Below are 17,180 nucleotides of genomic sequence, written 5' to 3'. Positions count from 1 at the left end.
AAGTTCAGGCGTGGACCGGCGTTCGCGGTCCCGACGGGCGATCAAGCGCCCACACGATCGCGAAGCCGACCGCCATCGCAGCAGTAAAGACGGCGGCTGCCGGAGGGTTTATGGCAAAGGCGGCCAGCGCCGGGCCGGGGCACAATCCGCCAAGCCCCCAACCGATGCCGAACAGGCCAGACCCGCCGAGCAGGCGTGGCGTGATTGGATCGGTGTCGGGCAGATGAAAATCGGCATCGGCAACAGGCGCCGCCATCCGCCGCTGAATCAGCCAGGCGATCGCCATCGGGATCATCGCGCCACCCATCACAAAGGCAAGGGTGGGATCCCAGGCACCAAACAGGTCGAGGAACCCGCGGACCCGCACGGGATCCAGCATGCCCGACACGGAGAGGCCCGCGCCGAACAACAGGCCGGAGGCAAGGCCGATCACGCCGCGCATCACCAGCCACCTCCAACAGCATTCACGATTGCCACGGTCGCGAAGCCGGTCGCCATGAAGGTGAATGTCGCAACGATGGATCGCTTCGACAGGCGCGACATGCCGCATACGCCGTGACCGGACGTGCAGCCCGACCCGAGCCGCGTGCCGATGCCGACGATCAGCCCGGCAACGGCGAGCGTCGCCATGCTCATGGGGAAGCGTGACAGGATCGGCCCCGCCAGCCATGTGACGAGTGCTGCACCAAGCGGCAGGCCGATGATGAAGGCCAGCGCGAGCATGCGCGGTGCGCCACCGCCCAGCCCGATCGCCCGCGCCGCCATGCCGCTGACGCCGGCGATGCGGCCCGCGCCCAACAGCATGATGGCAGCCGCCACGCCGATCATCAGGCCACCGATCAGCCCCTGCAGCGGCATCGCATGATCAGGCATCACAGCACGTCCAGCGGCAGCTTGAGGTAGCGCGTGCCGTTATCCTCCGGCTCCGGTAGGTGCCCGCCGCGCATATTCACCTGTATCGAGGGAAGGATGAGCCGTGGCATCCCCAGCGTCGCGTCACGCCGCGTGCGCATCTCGACAAATTCGTCCTCGCCCACGCCTTCATGGACGTGGACATTGGAATCGCGTTCCTGGCCGATGGTGGTTTCCCACACAAAGTCGTCACGGCCCGGCGCTTTGTAATCATGGCAAAGGAAAGTGCGCGTCTCACGGGGCAAATCCATCAGGCGGCGGATAGAGCGATAGAGCATCCGCGCATCGCCGCCGGGGAAATCCGCGCGGGCGGTGCCATAGTCCGGCATGAACAGCGTATCGCCGGTGAACACTGCGTCGCCGATGACATAGGCCAGGTCCGCAGGCGTATGCCCCGGCACGTGCAACGCGACCGCAGGAATCGACCCGATCGCGAACCTGTCGCCGTCATCGAACAGATGGTCGAACTGCGAACCGTCACGCTCGAACTGCGTGCCCTCGTTGAAGATCTTGCCAAACACGCTCTGGACTGTCGTGATCGCGCGGCCGATGGCGAGCTTGCCGCCGAGCTTTTCCTGAAGGAACGGCGCGGCAGACAGATGATCTGCATGAGCATGCGTTTCCAGCAGCCATTCGACCTTCAAGCCTTCGATCTCGACATAGTCGATGATCGCCTGGGCAGAGCCGTGCTCGGTGCGGCCTGATGCAGCATCGAAATCGAGCACGCTGTCGATAATCGCTGCGGCGCGGGTTACCGGATCATGCACCACATAGCTTGCAGTGAATGTCGGCTCGTCAAAGAACGAGCGCACAACCGGCGCGGACAATTCCCCGGCCTGGGTTTCCGCCACAATCTGTGTTGCGAGCATGAGTGGCTCGTCACGTTGGTCCATCTCGACTCTCCAAACTTTCATACTTACACGTTTCTAATAATCGAGTATTATAGTTGCGTCAACTCACGAGATTGACGACAATGTCGATCACCTTGAATGAAAGCTTCGATTTGGCTCCTGAACTCCCCTCCTGTTCCGCGTTGCGCCTTGGCGAGGAAGCGCCGGATTTCACCGCCCGCTCGACCCGTGGCCCGGTGTCACTTTCGGATTTCCGAGGACGATGGCTTGCGCTCTTTTCGCATCCGGCGGATTTCACGCCGGTCTGTACCAGCGAGTTCGTGTCGATCGCGCGCGCGCATGACCGGTTTGCGGCGTTGGGGTGCGAACTGATGGCACTGTCGGTCGACAGCCTGTTTTCCCACCTCGCCTGGATCCGCGCGATCCGCGATCGGTTCGATGTCGTCGTGGACTTCCCGATCATCGAAGATCCGACGCTGGAGATCGCGCGCGCTTATGGCATGGTCGGCCCAAACGCGATGGATGCCAGCGCGGTGCGGACGACCTATTTCCTCGATCCGGACGGGATATTGCGGGCATCGACCTGCTATCCGGCCAGCGTCGGGCGCTCCGTGGAGGAGATGCTGCGTCTCGTCGCCGCGCTTCAGCGTGTTCATGATGGATCGGCTCTGGCGCCGGAAGGTTGGATGCCAGGCAGTGATCTGCTCGCGGTCCCAAGCCACGATGTCGCAGACGTGCTGGCAGCGCCCGCCGGCACCGACTGGTTCTACACGCCGATCAAGGATCAGGCATGATGGCGGATATCGCGACGCTTGATCTCGAGGCCGCGGCGGATTTGCTTCGGGCGCTTGCACATCCGGTGCGCCTCTCCCTGCTGCGCACGCTCATAGATGGCGAGCGCTCGGTCGGCGAGATCGAACACTTAGCCAATGTGGTGCAGCCCGGCCTCAGCCAACAGCTCGGTGTTCTGCGAAAGGCCGACCTTGTGCACACACGACGCGAGGCAAAGCTGGTTTTCTATCGCATCAACCAGGCCCGTATCGCTGAAGTCAGCGCCTTGCTTGATGCCTATGCGGGGACGGTAGCCATATCCCGTGCAGACGCGGTCGCGGCCCGACTGCAGGCCGGCGGCGGCGCGGCCATGTTCGCTCGGATCGCGCCACGTAAATGATGCTGCGAGGCTGTAGAGCCTCGCAGCATCAAACTCTCAGTCCACCAATACGGTGCGCAGATAAGGGCGATGCTCGGTCCAGCCCTGGGGGAAGAGGGCGCGTGCCTCGTCATCCTTGATCGAGGGAGGAATGATCACTTCCTTACCCTTCTGCCAGTCTGCCGGAGTTGCGATACGCTTGGCGTCGCCGAGTTGAAGCGCATCGATAACCCGCAATATCTCGTCGAAGTTACGTCCCACGCTCATCGGGTAGGTCATTGTCAGCCGAATCTTCTTTTTTGGATCGATGATGAAGACCGATCGCACCGCTGCGGTCGCGCTCTGATCGGGGTGGATCATGTCATACATCTTGGCGATCGACAGATCCGCGTCAGCGACGATGGGGAAAGTCAGGTTGGTGTTCTGGGTGTCGTTAACATCCTCGATCCATTTGCGGTGCTCGTCGGCAGTGTCAGTCGACAGGCCGAGCGGTTTGACGTTGCGGGCCTCGAACTGATCGGCAAGCTGGGCTGTGCGGCCCATCTCGGTCGTGCAGACCGGCGTGAAATCGGCAGGGTGGCTGAAGAAGAATACCCAGGAGTCGCCAGCCCACTCATGCAGGCTGATGGGGCCGTTCTGGGTGTCGACGGTGAAATCGGGTGCGGTGTCGCCAATGTGCAGGCTCATGTCGGGTCCTTTCGGGGTTGCGATAACAGACACCTACCGCAGGACACCGAAAGGAACCAACACAATATGTGACTTTCTGTGATCGTGTATATGAATATGCGCAATTATATGAGTTCAGTGCTTGAGCTTTCTGCGTCATCCGCCCCAGCCCATGGTCTCGCAAGCCTTCGACGCAGAGCTTCAATCGCCGAGATAGTCAGTTTACGCCGGTTGGCGCCGAATTTCGCTGGAACACCTTGGGCAGTAATGAAAGCGGCGGTGTAGCGAGCAGATTCCTCAATCGGAGCGCCGTCGATATATAGTCGGTCAATACGGCGGCCTTTATCATTCTCCGCCTTGAAGACGAGCCGCACGCCGCGCATCCTTTTGATATAGCCGCCCATCTGCTCATACGGATCCGACGCAAAGGTTCGCTCGAGATTTTCCTCCAGCATCTCGCGGATTTCCGAGCCGGTAACGTCCACAACCGAAACAGGTGGGTCCACCGGCACCATGTTCCAAAGGTCGTTCATCGTGATCGGTCCAGGCGCGATCGGTGCGCCGTAACGCCAGCCATTGGAAAAGGCGATCGGCGTTCCCGCTGCCTCGGCAATGGCTTCGAGCAACAGGTCATCCATCGGGCTGTTGAGCATCGCATACCGATGCAGGGCGACGTCCGTGTGCCCGACGACCTCGCTCATCGACTGCCTTTCGCTTGCGAGAGCCGCGGCGACAGCATCCGCCAGGCCCGGATCGCTCGCAACGCTGTCATCGACGGGTATCAGGCGATGGCGCCAGCCCTGAATGCCATTTTCCGAAACATCCAGATCGAGCCGCCCGACATAGGAGCCATGACAGCCAGACTGGAAAATGATCGCCCCATTGACGACGACGGCGTTTTCCATGCGGTTATGGGTGTGGCCGCTGGCGATCACGTCAATTCCGGCCACGTCCTTGGCCAGTTGCACATCCTGCGGAAAACCGAGGTGGGACAGGACAACAATCAGATCGGCATCCTGCCGCAGCCGTTCAATATGGCCGGGCAGTTCGGCATTGCCCGTGACGAAGCGAAGGCCCTTGCTGAAGGATGGCGGCATCGTCTTGTCCACAATCGGGCAGGCGAGGCCGACAATGCCTACCTGCACCCCGTTGCGTTCGATGATGGTCGAGGGCGGCATAAACAATTCGCTACTGTCTTCGAGAAAGATATTCGCGGCGAGCATAGGGTGGGCCAGCTCGCTCGATATCTCAGCCACACGTTCCGGGCCGTAGGCAAACTCCCAGTGTAGCGTCATCGCGTCGAAGCCCAGCGCGTTGATCAGTGGCACCATCGCCCGTGCCCGATCCTGCACGGCGAAATGGGTGCCGTGGAACGTGTCGCCATTATCCAGCGCGATCACTCCGCCGGGATTTTCCTGCCGTGCCTGGTCGAACAGAGCCTTGATTCGCGCCAGTCCACCCATCTGCGCGAACTGGAAATCGCCATGCGCATCGCGCCACAGTTCGGAATGGGGCTCCACATAGCCGTGCAGATCATTGAGTTGCAGAATGGTCAGGTTTGTCATGGCGGCTCAAAGCCCTTCCGCGATCAGCGCTGCGGCATCCAGTCCCCATGCGGGCACTTTGCCATCTGCGGCAAAGAACATGTCGCGATATCGCATTTTCAGGAAATAGGGCACGCGCCCCACCTTCAGTATTTGGCTGTCACCGCCGAACCAGCTGTTGGAATGTATCCAGAACGCCTTCCCATCGCCCATATCGCCGATGCACAGCACCTCGGGCTTCAGCGGAAAGTCAGCCTTTTCCGCGTCCACGGTGCCGAAAATCTTGCCAAGTTGAAGCCCGATGATGTCTGATTGCTGATGTCCGATGGCGCCCAATTTGGGCACCGTAACAGCGGCGCAATCGCCACAGGCGAACACTTCGGGGTGGTCAGGGTTGCGCATCAGCAGGTCGGTTTTGATAAACCCTTGGGAATCGCTGACAGGCAGGCGTTTGACAAAGTCGTGCGCTACCCAGTCGGGGAAAATGATCTTCACCTCTGCCAGCAGGGTGCGGCCATCGGCAAACTCGATGGCGTCGGCCGTCAGTCGCGTGATGTCCTGCGTGTTGTTCCAGTAGTTGAAGCCCATCTTGGTCGCGAGTGTCAGGAGTTGTTTGACGACATCCTCGCCTGCGTCTTCCGCGATCATGGGGGCTGGCGTAAAGACAGTGACGTTTTCGGGGCCGCCAAGTTTCCGATCCTTGAGCCAGGTCGCCATCGACATCATGACCTCGACGGGAGGCCCTTCACAGGCGGCAAGCGCCCGCGGGATCGATCCGCCGGGATAGGGTTCCAGACCGTCAGCTCCGTCCCCTTGGTGGAACCTTGCCGATCCGATCGCGATCGGGCCGCCTGCGTAGCGGGTGTTGAGATAGCGGCGCAGCTTTTCCCCGTGGTACAGGTCACTGACAGTGTGGCCATGTTCGGCGAAACCCTCGATCCGATCATAGGCAAGCCGGGCGCCCAGTGCGAAGATGACATAATCATAATGTTCGACATGATCTTCGGCGCCACCCCGTTCTGCGGGCCTGAAAGTTACATTGCGCGCTGCAATGTCGACAGCAGTGACTTCCCCATGGATAAAATCGATGTCATCCTTTGCCAGGATGGGCACCAGATCCATCCGCTGGTGCAGCGCTGGGTTGCGATCTTCGAACACGTCAGCCGGGATGTTGGGAATGAACAGCAGATAGCTTTTGCGATCGACTACGGTGATGCGCGCCTTGTCCCCCACATATTGTCGCACTTTTTGCGCGCAGGCCAGCCCCGCAAAATTTCCGCCAAGAATGAGGACATGGGGGCGACCATCATAGTGTGGCATAGTAATCTCCTTGGCCGTCGCGGGCAGCAAAACGGAAGTAAAACGAACAGTCGCGCGCGCGTTCCAACTTGGCAGGATAGCCACGCACCTTAAGGCATCCTTACCACTTGGCGATGCGGATGGATGCGTGCGGCTTGGCAGCGAAATTACCGCCCTCGCATAAGCCTGCCTTAAGCTGGCCCGGCTTTTGACCTTCCGGACGGGAGGTCCACGATCATGATCAATTCATCACGGCGCGGCGAACGATGATCGCGCTGGTACGCACGGCACTGACAAAACCGCTCACGTTCATCGTGATGGCCATAATGATTTTCGGCATCGGGGTGCTGTCTATCCTGCGCATGCCGGTCGATATTTTTCCGCGCATTGGGGTGCCAGTCATCGCCACAGCCTGGACCTATACGGGTCTGTCCCCGCAGGACATGGCCGGGCGCATCGTCACGCCGTACGAACGGGTGTTGACCAGCGCGGTCAACGATATTCAGCGGATCGAAAGCCAGTCCCTGAACGGGGTGGCGGTGGTGAAGATCTATTTCCAGCCGGGCGTGGATATCCGCACCGCCACGGCGCAGGTCACGTCCATTTCGCAAACCGTGCTGCGCCAGTTGCCGCCCGGCATCACCCCGCCGATGATCGTCAATTACGATGCTTCCACCGTGCCGATCCTGCAACTGGCCCTGTCCGGAGAGGGGTTGAGCGAACAGCAGCTGTTCGATCTGGGCCTGAACCAGATCAGACCGCAAATGGTCACCGTGCCCGGCGTCGCCATGCCGTTTCCATCGGGCGGGAAGCAGCGGCAGATGCAGATCGACGTCGATCCCGCAGCGCTGCAGGCGCGCGGGCTTTCGGCGCAGGACGTCGCGGAGGCGCTGGCCGCGCAGACACAGATCAGCCCGGTCGGCTTCGCCAAGATGGGCGATCTGCAATATAATATCCGCCTGAACAATGCCCCTGCATCGGTCGATCAACTGAACAATCTGCCGGTGAAGGTGGTGGATGGCGCCACCATTTTGATGCGAGATATCGCACAGGTGCGCGACGGGTCCGCCCCTCAGATCAATGTTGTTCATGTTGATGGTCAGCGATCCGCACTGATGACCGTGTTGAAAAGCGGCAGCGCATCCACTCTCGCCATCGTGGACGGGATCAAGGAGCGCCTGCCGCTGGTGCTGGCTGGCCTGCCCGGCGCATTGAAAGTGACAGCCATCGGCGATCAGTCAGAACTGGTGAAGGCGGCGGTATCTTCCGTGGTGATGGAAGGCGCATTGGCTGCCCTGCTGACCTCGTTGATGATCCTGCTGTTCCTTGGATCATGGCGATCGACAATCATCATCGTCACTGCCATTCCTCTTGCGATCCTGGGTTCCATTGCAGGTTTGGGCGCGGTGGGCCACACACTGAACCTCATGACGCTGAGCGGGCTGGTGCTGGCGATCGGCATTCTGGTGGATGATGCCACTGTCACGATCGAAAACATCAACTGGCATCTTGAACAAGGCAAGAGCGTGATCGCTGCCATCCTGGATGGTGCGGCACAGATCGTGAAGCCGGCACTTGTTGCGTTGCTGAGCATCTGCATTGTTTTCGTGCCGATGTTCTTTCTGCCCGGCATTGCGGGCTTCCTGTTCGTGCCGCTGGCGCTGGCGGTGATATTCGCCTTGCTCACGTCCTTCGTGCTCGCCCGCACGCTGGTGCCGACCATGGCGATGTTCCTGCTGCGCCCGCATGATGAAGGAGCAAAGACCCGCCCGACTCGCAATATATTCGTTCGTTTTCAGCGCGGGTTTGACCAGCGGTTCGAACGGATGCGTGCCCGTTATGGCCAGTTGCTGCGCCGCGTGTTGGATGTTCGCCGCGGCTTTGCCATGGTCTTTCTAGGCGTCATGCTTCTGTCGTTGGCACTAGTGCCGCTGCTGGGGCGCGACTTTTTCCCGGCGGTAGATTCCGGCCAGATCGCCCTGCACGTGCGGACGCCTGCCGGCACGCGGATCGAACAAAGCTCCGCCACTTTCGCGCAGGTGCAGCGGCAGATTCGCCGCGTGATCCCCGATGAGGAAATCGAAACAGTGGTCGACAACATCGGCATCTCGCTGGCGCCGCTGAATAATATCTATGCCAACTCCGGCACGGTCGGGACCAATGAAGGAGATATCCTGATTACCTTGGCGGAAGTGCACGGCGATACCGATGGCTATGTCCGTGCGCTGCGACATCAATTGCCACTCAGCTTCCCTGGTGTGGATTTCGCCTTCCTGCCTGCGGACATGACCAGCCAGATCCTGAACTTTGGATCGCCTGCCCCCATCGATGTCCAGATACGTGGGCGCAACATCCCGGAAAATCAGCAATATGCGCAAAAGCTGCTGAAGCGCTTGCGGCAGATCCCGGGGCTGGCCGATGCGCGCATTCAGCAATCGACCCGCTATCCGCAGTTGAATATCGATGTCGACCGGGCACGCATCGCGCAATATGGCCTCAGCCAGCGTGATGTGACGTCCAGCCTAGCCACGGCGCTCGCCGGTACGGCGCAAAGCTCGCCCGTATTCTATCTCAACCCGGAAAACGGCGTGTCCTATCCTGTCGTGGCGCAGTTGCCGGAACAGGACGTAGGCTCCGTGGCCGAACTGGCCGCACTGCCGGTGGCGGGCGGTGCCAATGCCGCATCGCAGACGTTGGGCGGTCTTGGGCAGATTACGCGCAGCAACACCCTGTCTGTCGTCAGCAAATATGACATTCAGCCGGTCATCAACATCTATGCCACCACGCAAGGGCGTGATCTGGGTGCCGTTGCGACCGACGTGAACGCCGCCATCGCCGCGCTGGAAAAGGACCTGCCGAAAGCATCCACCGTCACACTGCGCGGCCAATATGAAACGATGAACATAGCCTTCACCGGCCTCGCATTCGGCCTGATCGCGGCGATCGTGCTGATCTATCTGGTGATCGTGGTGAACTTCCAGAACTGGATCGATCCGCTTGTAATCATCGGCGCGTTGCCCGCCGCATTGGCAGGCATTGCGTGGATGCTGTTCCTGACCGGCACCACTTTGTCCGTACCGGCACTGATCGGCGCGATCATGGCAATGGGCGTATCCACTGCAAATGCTATCCTCGTCGTCAGTTTCGCGCGCGAAAGGCTGGCGGAAACGGGCAATGCTGCAACGGCCGCACTGGAAGCGGGCATGGTTCGCCTGCGCCCGGTGCTGATGACCGCGCTGGTAATGATCATCGGCATGTCGCCCATGGCGCTGGCCCTGGGCGAAGGGGCGGAACAGAACGCGCCGCTGGGCCGTGCGGTGATCGGCGGTTTGGCGTTTGCCACAATCGCCACGCTGGTGCTGGTGCCCGCGCTGTTCGCGCTGGCCCACCGCAAGGGCGCCCCGAAAACCCGCACTATCGAACTGGAACCGAGCCATGCCTGATCCCACCCCATCACGGACTTCATCGCGAAAGGGCCGCCTTTATGGTGCGGCGGCAGCTGTTGGCGTAGCGCTGCTGGTGGGTGGCGGCATCGTTTTCCGCAATGCGGACCATACCGAACAAGCGGAATTCGCCCGCGCCAATGCATTGCCGACCGTCAATGTCTTGCACCCACAACCGGCGGAAGCAGGCGCCATTCGTCTGCCCGGCATGTTGGAACCGGATAACGAAGCCGCCATCCATGCCCGCGCCAGCGGCTATGTGGCGCAGCGACTGGTCGATATTGGCGATCATGTGCGTGCGGGGCAGGTTCTGGCCGTGCTGGACGCGCCGGAGGTGGAACAACAACTGGCACAGGCGCAAGCGGACCTGCGCACGGCGGAAGCCAACCGGGGACTGGCGCAAACTACGGCCGTACGTTGGAACGCGCTGCGCGCGAAGGACGCGGTATCGCAACAGGAAACCGATGAAAAGACCGGGCGGCTAGCGGCGGCAGCGGCCCTCGCCAGTTCGGCCCGTGCCAATGTCGAACGATTGCGCGCCACGCTAGGCTTCAGCCGTGTTGTGGCACCTTTTGCAGGCCGGGTGACCACCCGGAACGCGGAAATCGGCGCCCTGGTGAATGCGGGCAACGGCGCCGCCAGCCCCCTGTTCACCATTGCAGATGACCGCCGACTGCGCCTGCGCGTCCGTGTGCCCCAGGCCTTATCAGGACAGCTGACGCGAGGTGTGGTGGCCAGTCTGACCGTACCGGAATATCCGGGCGAGAGTTTCGACGCCGTACTGGCACGCACAGCAGGTGCAGTGGACCGGGCCTCGGGCACGATACTGGCCGAGTTCGAGGTGAACAACTCAGGCCAGCGGCTGAAGCCGGGCGGCTATGCTGCAGTGGCCATCCCCATGGCGGCGGGCACCGCAGTAACGCTGCCTGCCAGTGCGCTGATTGTCACACCGAAGGGAACGATGGTGGGGCTGGTCGATCGCGAAGGGCGCGTGACGATGCGCCCGGTTATGATCGGACGCGACGATGGCGCCAGCGTACAGATCGCTTCCGGCCTGACGCCGCATGCCCGCGTGATCGCCGCTCCTCCAGAAGCGCTGGCACAAGGCGATCGGGTTCGCATCGTCCGCAACCGGGGGAAAGGTACTGCCAATGCGCAGAATTAACCTCGCCGCGCCCGCCTTGCTGTTGATGGCGGGCTGTTCCATGGCGCCGCCACTCAATATTCCGGTCACGCCGGTGGCGGAAAGTTACAAATATGGCGCACGGTGGCAGGATGCCGCGCCGGCGGACCGGCAGCCGCGAGGGCAATGGTGGCGTGATTTCGACGACCCTGTACTGGACGACCTGATCGCGCGGGCGGACGAGGGCAGCCCAAGCCTTGCCGCAGCAGTAGCCCGGCTTGACCGCGCGCGGGCGGAGGCGCGCCTTGCGGGGTCGGATCTTGTCCCCACGCTGGATGCCCGCACGGCCATATCGCGCGAACGGCTTTCCGCTGGTCGGCCCATCGGTCCTGGCGTTCCGATAACGGCGGACCAGTATATTCTGGGCGGTGCGCTGAACTATGAAATCGACCTTTGGGGTCGGGTGCGCGACAGCGTCAGGGCTAGCGAAGCGGACGCGGGAGTCGAAGCGGCCAGTCTCGCCTCCGTCCGCCTCAGCCTTCATGGCGCGCTGGCGGATGCCTATTTCCAGTTGCGTGGACTTGACCGGGAAGGTGCCCTGCTGCGCCGCACAGTGGACGCTTACGAAGCGTCAGACGCACTGATCCGCATCCGCCACGTAGGCGGCATCGCATCGGGCGTGGATCGCAGTCGGTCGCAGACGCAACTCGCCAATGCACAAGCGCTGTTCCGGCAGATCGCGGCACGCCGGGCGACGCTGGAAAACCGCATCGCAACACTGATTGGCATGATACCCGGGCAATTTGCCGTTGCCCCCGCCGATAGCATTGGGGCTTTGCCCACCATTGCGCCGGGCCTGCCATCCACCCTGCTCGAACGGCGACCTGACATTGCCGGGGCACAGCGGCGGCTAATTGCTGCCAATGCCCGCATCGGCGTGGCGAAGGCGGCCCGGTTCCCCCGCATCGATCTGGCATTGGCGGGTGGTTTTCAGGCCAGTGGTGCGCCCCTTGTCAGCGCCCCAACCGGATATTGGGCGCTGGGACCATTGTCGGCGGTGCTCAACTTGTTTGATGGCGGGCGGCAGCGGGCGCGGGTTGCCGTCAGCGAGGCGGAATACAACATCCTCGCCGCCAATTACCGCGAAACAGTGCTGAATGCCTTCCAGGAGGTAGAGGATTCGCTGGCCAGCACCGCGGCGCTGGCGGCCGAGGAAGCCGACCGGCGGCGGGCCGCGCAGGCCGCTTCGCGCGGGGAAGAACTGGCGTTGGACCGTTATCGCGATGGCGCGGCGGACTATCTGGAAGTCGTCACCGCACAAACTGCCGCCCTGGCTGCGCAACAAGCCTTCATCACTGTGCAGACAGCGCGGCAACGGGCTGCGATCACCCTTGTTCGCGCGCTTGGCGGCGGGACGCAGGGCAGGGTCGAACCGGCCGGTGGCTGATACGAATCAGGCTGAGGCTAGCCGGGCTGCAGCGCAACAAGATCGATCAGTGCGGACATCCCGCCATGGCCGCTGCCTTCGCGAATATCCGCATCGTAGCTCTGCAGGGAAACAATATCCCACCCGGCAAACGCTTCGCGCAGCATGCTTTGGGTATAGAGGTTGTCTTCTACCTTCGGCCCGCCTGTGCCATATTCCAGCTGTTCCGGGCGATAGCCTTCCAGCAGCAGAATGCCGCCGGGCCGCAAAGTTCTGGCAAAGCCGGCGAACATCTTGGCCCGCAATATGGGATCGGCAAATTGCACGAAGATCGCCACGACCGCGTCAAATGCGGCCTCCGGCCAGTCGTAGGCGGCCAGATCGACCTGCTCCAGCGTCAAGGAAACGCCACGCTGTTGCGCCAGCCTGCGCGCCTTCGCGATTCCGGCGGCGGATATGTCGGTTGCGGTAACGTCCAGGCCCTGTTGGGCCAGATAGACCCCATTGCGCCCTTCCCCATCGGCCACCGCCAGCACCCGCCCGCCTTGCGGCAAACGGCCCGCTTCACGGCGCACAAATGCATTGGGCTCGGTTCCAAAGACATAGTCTTCCGAAGCGAAGCGACTGTCCCAGAATGCGGCTGAATCCATACGATCAGTCATGCGCTGCCTTCCATGCTCCCATCGAACCAAGATAGATGTCGAGCTTTTCAAAACCGCGGCTGGCCAGCCACCCTGCGGCGACCGTCGCGCGCATGCCGCTGGCGCACATCAGGGTGTAATGCCGCTTCTTGTCCAGTTCCTGCCAACGGTCGTTAAGCTGGCCGACATAGATATGGTGCGATCCGTCGATGGCAGATTTGGCCCGTTCGTCTGCATCGCGCACATCCAGCAACGTCCACCCTTCAGCACCACCTAAACGGTTTTCGACTTCGTCCGTATCGATCATGGGCGTCTGCTGAATCGTTACGCCTTTCGCCGCGGCAGGCACCATGCCGACATAGCCACCCACCACATTATCCAGCGCGATCCGCACCAGATGTTCCAGCGCGGCGGCGAGTTGATCTTCATCTGAAGCGATCAGGGCGACGCTTTCCCCTTCGCGGATGAACCAGCCAGCAAATGCGGAAATCATATCCACGGGCAGGCTCATCGCGCCAGGCAGATGGCCCGCAGCATAGGCCATGGGTTCGCGGACGTCGACCAGATGATCCGCTTCGCAGTGCCTTAACTGCGCGAGCGAAAGGCGGCGCGGGCGCATCACCGGCGGCAGCGCACTGCCCCCTTCCACGTTCAGCCGTTCCATCAGCCGGAAATAGGGCGGTTGATAGTGATTCTCATTGACTTTGAACCGAATGAATTCGTCGCGATCCGTGGTCTGGAGCCGCGGATTGTTGAGCCGCTCATGGCCGATGGTAGAGAACTCGCGATCGGCCATGCCTGATCCGCAGACCGAGCCGGCACCGTGCGCCGGATAGATGATGGTCTGATCGCCGAGCGCCAGCAGCTTGCGGAGGGAATCGAACAACAGCCCGGCCACTTCCTCGCGCCGGTCGGGATAAAAATCGGTTCGGCCGACATCGCCGACGAACATTGCGTCGCCAGTGAACACGCCCACCGCCTTGTCAGGATAGGCGGTATCAAACAGCGCATAGGCCAGATGGTCATCAGTATGGCCGGGTGTTTCCATGGCCCGGATTTCCAGTTGGCCGATGGCATAACAATCACCGTCGCGCGCCGTTGTCGCATAGACTATGGGCCGTTCCGGGTTCGGCCCATGCAGCACCTTTGCACCCGTCATGCCGGCGAGCACCGACGCGCCAGATACAAGATCTTCGTTACGATGAGTCTCGAAGATATACGTGATCTCAAGCCCTGCTGCACGCGCCTTCTCCAGGTAGATGGCGCAGTCGCGGCGTGGGTCGATCACGGCTGCCTGCCCTCCCGACCCCACCAGATAAGACAGGTGGGAAAGGCCCGGCGTCTTTATCTTTTCCAGCAGCATAGTTCGTTCCTTCTTGTATGGGTTTCGCGCCGCGACGACTGCTATTGTCAATTTGAAACGAGCGGCCATCCCTGGCGTTGCAGGAGGACCAGCGTTGTCATCGCGGACAGATCGAGAGTGACCGCCGGATCGATGTCCTCCCGCGCAATGCCCTGTCCAGCGGTGGCCTGGCCACAGACATGGATTTCAACGCCAGCCCGCGTAAGTGCGGCAATCAGCGGCGTGTTTGGGTTGGCGGACTTGAACCGCTTTTGGTAGGCTTCGTCACGCAGAATCAGCGGTGTGGCTGGCCCGTGGATGATAACCTTGATATCGCCTGGTTTGGTGGACACGCCGCTCGATGCGAGCAGATTGAGATAGCGCGCGACCCTGTCGAGACTACGGTTGACCCCGTTTGGCCCACGTGCCTCGCCGGTGATTTCGAACAGCGCCCGCATATCATCCGTGGCGGCGGGACGGTTGGCAACCTGCGCCACGGGCGCAATCGCGCCATAGTCCGCGACCGCCGGGTGCCTCGCAACTTGAGCGGATGCGGGCATGCAAACAACCAATGTGGCGGCGCCCCCCAGAATGAGTAATTTGTTATAAATGCTCATCATCTGTCTCACCTTCCGACTCATTGGCTAGCCTGATCAGAATCTCGCTGCTTAGCATCTGCGGCAGCTCCCGAACCGGACTTTTAGACGGCGCGTAGAGATAGTAAGGGATCGAATTGCGGCCGCGGCTGGCCAGGAAGCGCGTGATCTCTGGATCGCCCCGCGTCCAGTCGGCAACGAGCATCGTCACACCCGCCTTCGCGAATGCCGCTTGCGTGTCCGCCCGGTCGATCGCCACTCGCTTGTTGACTTGGCAGACGAGGCACCAGTCTGCTGTGAAATCGACAAAGACCGGTACGCCCTGCGCGCGCAACTCAGAAAAGCGCGCTTCACTGAACATTTGTGATCCGGTACTCGCCGGAGCGGTCGCGGCGGGCGGGCGCGGCAGCTCTACCGCGATCGCGACCAGGAGCGCCGCCATCACCGGGGCCAGCCCGACCATAGCGGAGCGCCCCCCGCTTTGTCTCAAGCCCACCCACCATAATCCCATCGCGGCCAGCGCGGCGATCAGCAGGCCCATCGCAAGCCCGTCCACGCCACTTTGCCGTCCCAGGACCCAGGCAAGCCCGATCGCGGTCAGCAGCATCGGAATCGCAAGAATGCGGCGGAAGGTTGCCATCCACGGGCCGGGTTTCGGCAGCCAGCGTTGAAGTCGGGGCACGAAGGCGATAAGCAGGAATGGGAGCGCCATACCGAGGCCCAGGCCTGCAAAGACCGCCAGCGCAGCTGGCACCGGCAGAACCAGTGCCGCGCCCAGCGCGACGCCCATAAAGGGGCCACTACAAGGAGTCGCGATCAGCGCAGCAAGCGCACCGGTGCCAAACGCGCCGAGGCCGCCTTTCTTCGTCATCCAATTGCCGGACAAAGAGGGGCCACTCACTTCGAACAGACCAGCCAAATTGAGCGCGATTGCCAGCGACAAGAGCATCAGCAGCAGGATCATCCGGGGATCCTGAAGCTGAAAAGACCAGCCAATGTCATGGCCCATCGCGCGGGCGCCTACCAATATTGCGCCCAGCGCCGTGGTCGTCGCTACGCTCCCGGCAAAATAGGCAAGCCCTTCCACTTTCGCGGTGTGCCGGTCAGCGCCCGATCGAGCGAGGCTCAGCGTCTTGAGCGACAGGATCGGGAACACGCAAGGCATCAGGTTGAGCAGCAGCCCGCCAAGGATCGCACCGGCAAGTGCAATTCTGAACGCGCGCGTATCGGCTGGCGCGGCACGCTTAGAGCCCTGCGCCGGAGTGGGCTTGTCGACAGCGTCGGGGAGAACGGCGGCTGTGGCTGGCGCCGACCGTGCTACAGGCGCCTTGGTCTTGGGGATTTCACGGGCACCCGAAGCCATCAACGCGAAACTGCGCTTACTATCCGCAAACACGCCGCGAAAATCTGAAGGCGTGGGCGCAGCATTGTCCGATGCGGCGACAGTCACGCGCCATCCACCTTCCCGGCGCACGACGGTCTGCGGCGCCGATGCCGCGAACCAGCCATCCTGAGCGGGAAACAGGCGCACCGACGATGCATCCAGCCTGGCTTCGCCATCAATGTCGAAGCGCCAGTCTCCACCCTGACGCCCGACCACCATTTTAAGTCTGCCTTCCACAGGCAGTGCCGCCTTGGCCGCCCGGAAAACCGGCGCCGCAGCTGCATTGGTTGTTCCATCACCCGCCGTCAGCAGCAGATCGAGCGTGGCGCGTTCGGGGACACACAGCGTGTCCGAGCAGGCAAGCCATGAGAGGTTGACGCGCAGCGTGATGGAAGTGCCCGGAGCAACATCGTCGTTCAGGTTCAAATCTGTAAGGAGCGTGAATGCACCTTTGTGAACATAGCTTGCCAACCCCGCGAGCTCGAGCAGGGTTGGTGCGGGATGGCGCAGGTCACCCATGGTTACGCCGTCCGGCACGGTCCAGTTCGCCTCTACCGAGAGCCCGCTGTCGCCCGGATTGACCCAATAGCCATGCCAGCCAGTGCGTGGCACCATGCGGATAGCGATGCGCGTTGTCGTGCCGGGCTTTGGGGAACTGGATTCGGCCAGCACCGACGCATTGATATTTGCCGTGCCCTGAGCGGCGATCGGTCCAGCGATGAAACCAAGCAAAGCGGCTGCGAAGAGTGCGAAAAACCTTATCGCAAGACGCGGTAGTCGATCAATCATCGTCCTGGCCGGCG

The 17,180-nt window shown here is 61.8% G+C and carries 15 protein-coding genes; 5 read left to right on the top strand and 10 right to left on the bottom strand.

Annotated features, from left to right (window positions below; genetic code table 11):
* Positions 1-4 precede the first annotated feature (4 nt).
* From ACZ2HM_RS20825 to ACZ2HM_RS20815, 3 genes are read right to left on the bottom strand one after another with little or no spacing between them, the layout of a single operon-like run.
* Positions 5-442, bottom strand: coding sequence for a DUF6691 family protein (locus tag ACZ2HM_RS20825; RefSeq protein WP_470427326.1), 438 nt, complete (start codon positions 440-442; stop codon positions 5-7).
* Positions 442-873, bottom strand: a complete 432-nt coding sequence (locus tag ACZ2HM_RS20820; protein WP_470426914.1) for a YeeE/YedE family protein — start codon at positions 871-873, stop codon at positions 442-444. Before ACZ2HM_RS20820 ends, ACZ2HM_RS20825 begins: the two co-directional genes overlap by 1 nt.
* Positions 873-1,781 (bottom strand): MBL fold metallo-hydrolase, encoded by a 909-nt coding sequence (locus ACZ2HM_RS20815; protein WP_470427325.1) that lies wholly within the window; start codon positions 1,779-1,781, stop codon positions 873-875. The genes ACZ2HM_RS20820 and ACZ2HM_RS20815 overlap by 1 nt, the downstream gene beginning before the upstream one ends.
* A 104-nt stretch (positions 1,782-1,885) precedes the next feature.
* On the opposite strand from ACZ2HM_RS20815, the gene ACZ2HM_RS20810 reads away from it, so the two are divergent.
* Entirely contained in the window at positions 1,886-2,557 is a 672-nt protein-coding gene (locus ACZ2HM_RS20810) for a peroxiredoxin (protein WP_470426913.1), read from the top strand.
* Positions 2,554-2,934 (top strand): ArsR/SmtB family transcription factor, encoded by a 381-nt coding sequence (locus ACZ2HM_RS20805; RefSeq protein WP_182914079.1) that lies wholly within the window; start codon positions 2,554-2,556, stop codon positions 2,932-2,934. The genes ACZ2HM_RS20810 and ACZ2HM_RS20805 overlap by 4 nt, the downstream gene beginning before the upstream one ends.
* Positions 2,935-2,970: 36 nt before the next feature.
* Here the strand turns inward: ACZ2HM_RS20805 and ACZ2HM_RS20800 are convergent, their stop codons facing one another.
* The 3 genes from ACZ2HM_RS20800 to ACZ2HM_RS20790 form a co-directional block, all read right to left on the bottom strand.
* A complete protein-coding gene (locus ACZ2HM_RS20800; protein WP_470426912.1) occupies positions 2,971-3,600 on the bottom strand; it encodes a peroxiredoxin in 630 nt (209 codons plus the stop codon).
* Positions 3,601-3,704: 104 nt separating this feature from the next.
* On the bottom strand, positions 3,705-5,144 hold the full coding sequence (locus ACZ2HM_RS20795; RefSeq protein ID WP_470426911.1) for a bifunctional metallophosphatase/5'-nucleotidase: 1,440 nt from the start codon (positions 5,142-5,144) through the stop codon (positions 3,705-3,707).
* Positions 5,145-5,150: 6 nt separating this feature from the next.
* Complete coding sequence (locus tag ACZ2HM_RS20790) at positions 5,151-6,443, bottom strand: NAD(P)/FAD-dependent oxidoreductase (RefSeq protein ID WP_470426910.1); 1,293 nt, start codon at positions 6,441-6,443, stop codon at positions 5,151-5,153.
* A 245-nt stretch (positions 6,444-6,688) separates the two neighbouring features.
* Between ACZ2HM_RS20790 and ACZ2HM_RS20785 the strand changes: the two genes are divergently transcribed.
* Genes ACZ2HM_RS20785 through ACZ2HM_RS20775 form a run of 3 tightly spaced genes read left to right on the top strand, consistent with a single transcriptional unit; the run spans position 6,689 to position 12,435 of the window.
* Entirely contained in the window at positions 6,689-9,865 is a 3,177-nt protein-coding gene (locus ACZ2HM_RS20785) for an efflux RND transporter permease subunit (protein WP_470426909.1), read from the top strand.
* Positions 9,858-11,030: an efflux RND transporter periplasmic adaptor subunit gene (locus ACZ2HM_RS20780; protein WP_470426908.1), complete on the top strand. Its 1,173-nt coding sequence runs from the start codon at positions 9,858-9,860 to the stop codon at positions 11,028-11,030. Before ACZ2HM_RS20785 ends, ACZ2HM_RS20780 begins: the two co-directional genes overlap by 8 nt.
* A complete protein-coding gene (locus ACZ2HM_RS20775; RefSeq protein WP_333970636.1) occupies positions 11,017-12,435 on the top strand; it encodes an efflux transporter outer membrane subunit in 1,419 nt (472 codons plus the stop codon). Before ACZ2HM_RS20780 ends, ACZ2HM_RS20775 begins: the two co-directional genes overlap by 14 nt.
* A gap of 17 nt (positions 12,436-12,452) precedes the next feature.
* On the opposite strand, the gene ACZ2HM_RS20770 is transcribed toward ACZ2HM_RS20775, so the two are convergent.
* Genes ACZ2HM_RS20770 through ACZ2HM_RS20755 form a run of 4 tightly spaced genes read right to left on the bottom strand, consistent with a single transcriptional unit; the run spans position 12,453 to position 17,166 of the window.
* Positions 12,453-13,076 carry a class I SAM-dependent methyltransferase gene (locus ACZ2HM_RS20770; protein WP_254798309.1) on the bottom strand — a complete coding sequence of 208 codons (624 nt, stop codon included), beginning with the start codon at positions 13,074-13,076 and terminating at the stop codon, positions 12,453-12,455.
* A complete protein-coding gene (locus tag ACZ2HM_RS20765; protein ID WP_333970633.1) occupies positions 13,069-14,418 on the bottom strand; it encodes an MBL fold metallo-hydrolase in 1,350 nt (449 codons plus the stop codon). The genes ACZ2HM_RS20770 and ACZ2HM_RS20765 overlap by 8 nt, the downstream gene beginning before the upstream one ends.
* 47 nt (positions 14,419-14,465) lie before the next feature.
* The gene (locus ACZ2HM_RS20760; RefSeq protein ID WP_333970631.1) at positions 14,466-15,017 is read right to left on the bottom strand and encodes a DsrE family protein; all 552 of its coding nucleotides are present in this window, start codon (positions 15,015-15,017) and stop codon (positions 14,466-14,468) included.
* Positions 15,001-17,166 (bottom strand): protein-disulfide reductase DsbD family protein, encoded by a 2,166-nt coding sequence (locus ACZ2HM_RS20755; protein ID WP_470426907.1) that lies wholly within the window; start codon positions 17,164-17,166, stop codon positions 15,001-15,003. Before ACZ2HM_RS20755 ends, ACZ2HM_RS20760 begins: the two co-directional genes overlap by 17 nt.
* Positions 17,167-17,180 lie beyond the last annotated feature (14 nt).

It is taken from the genome of Sphingobium sp. KKT206 (assembly GCF_055640555.1).
Note: the sequence above shows the minus strand (reverse complement) of the source record. Positions and strands in the feature narration are given on the sequence as shown.

What these genes read in the sequence shown, in the direction of transcription:
- ACZ2HM_RS20820 (WP_470426914.1), bottom strand. Translation starts at nt 873, where the DNA reads ATGCCTGATCATGCGATGCCGCTGCAGGGGCTGATCGGTGGCCTGATG.
- ACZ2HM_RS20755 (WP_470426907.1), bottom strand. Translation starts at nt 17,166, where the DNA reads ATGATTGATCGACTACCGCGTCTTGCGATAAGGTTTTTCGCACTCTTC.
- ACZ2HM_RS20770 (WP_254798309.1), bottom strand. Translation starts at nt 13,076, where the DNA reads ATGACTGATCGTATGGATTCAGCCGCATTCTGGGACAGTCGCTTCGCT.
- ACZ2HM_RS20760 (WP_333970631.1), bottom strand. Translation starts at nt 15,017, where the DNA reads ATGATGAGCATTTATAACAAATTACTCATTCTGGGGGGCGCCGCCACA.
- ACZ2HM_RS20795 (WP_470426911.1), bottom strand. Translation starts at nt 5,144, where the DNA reads ATGACAAACCTGACCATTCTGCAACTCAATGATCTGCACGGCTATGTG.
- ACZ2HM_RS20810 (WP_470426913.1), top strand. Translation starts at nt 1,886, where the DNA reads ATGTCGATCACCTTGAATGAAAGCTTCGATTTGGCTCCTGAACTCCCC.
- ACZ2HM_RS20785 (WP_470426909.1), top strand. Translation starts at nt 6,689, where the DNA reads ATGATCGCGCTGGTACGCACGGCACTGACAAAACCGCTCACGTTCATC.
- ACZ2HM_RS20780 (WP_470426908.1), top strand. Translation starts at nt 9,858, where the DNA reads ATGCCTGATCCCACCCCATCACGGACTTCATCGCGAAAGGGCCGCCTT.
- ACZ2HM_RS20815 (WP_470427325.1), bottom strand. Translation starts at nt 1,781, where the DNA reads ATGCTCGCAACACAGATTGTGGCGGAAACCCAGGCCGGGGAATTGTCC.
- ACZ2HM_RS20805 (WP_182914079.1), top strand. Translation starts at nt 2,554, where the DNA reads ATGATGGCGGATATCGCGACGCTTGATCTCGAGGCCGCGGCGGATTTG.
- ACZ2HM_RS20765 (WP_333970633.1), bottom strand. Translation starts at nt 14,418, where the DNA reads ATGCTGCTGGAAAAGATAAAGACGCCGGGCCTTTCCCACCTGTCTTAT.
- ACZ2HM_RS20790 (WP_470426910.1), bottom strand. Translation starts at nt 6,443, where the DNA reads ATGCCACACTATGATGGTCGCCCCCATGTCCTCATTCTTGGCGGAAAT.
- ACZ2HM_RS20775 (WP_333970636.1), top strand. Translation starts at nt 11,017, where the DNA reads ATGCGCAGAATTAACCTCGCCGCGCCCGCCTTGCTGTTGATGGCGGGC.
- ACZ2HM_RS20825 (WP_470427326.1), bottom strand. Translation starts at nt 442, where the DNA reads ATGCGCGGCGTGATCGGCCTTGCCTCCGGCCTGTTGTTCGGCGCGGGC.
- ACZ2HM_RS20800 (WP_470426912.1), bottom strand. Translation starts at nt 3,600, where the DNA reads ATGAGCCTGCACATTGGCGACACCGCACCCGATTTCACCGTCGACACC.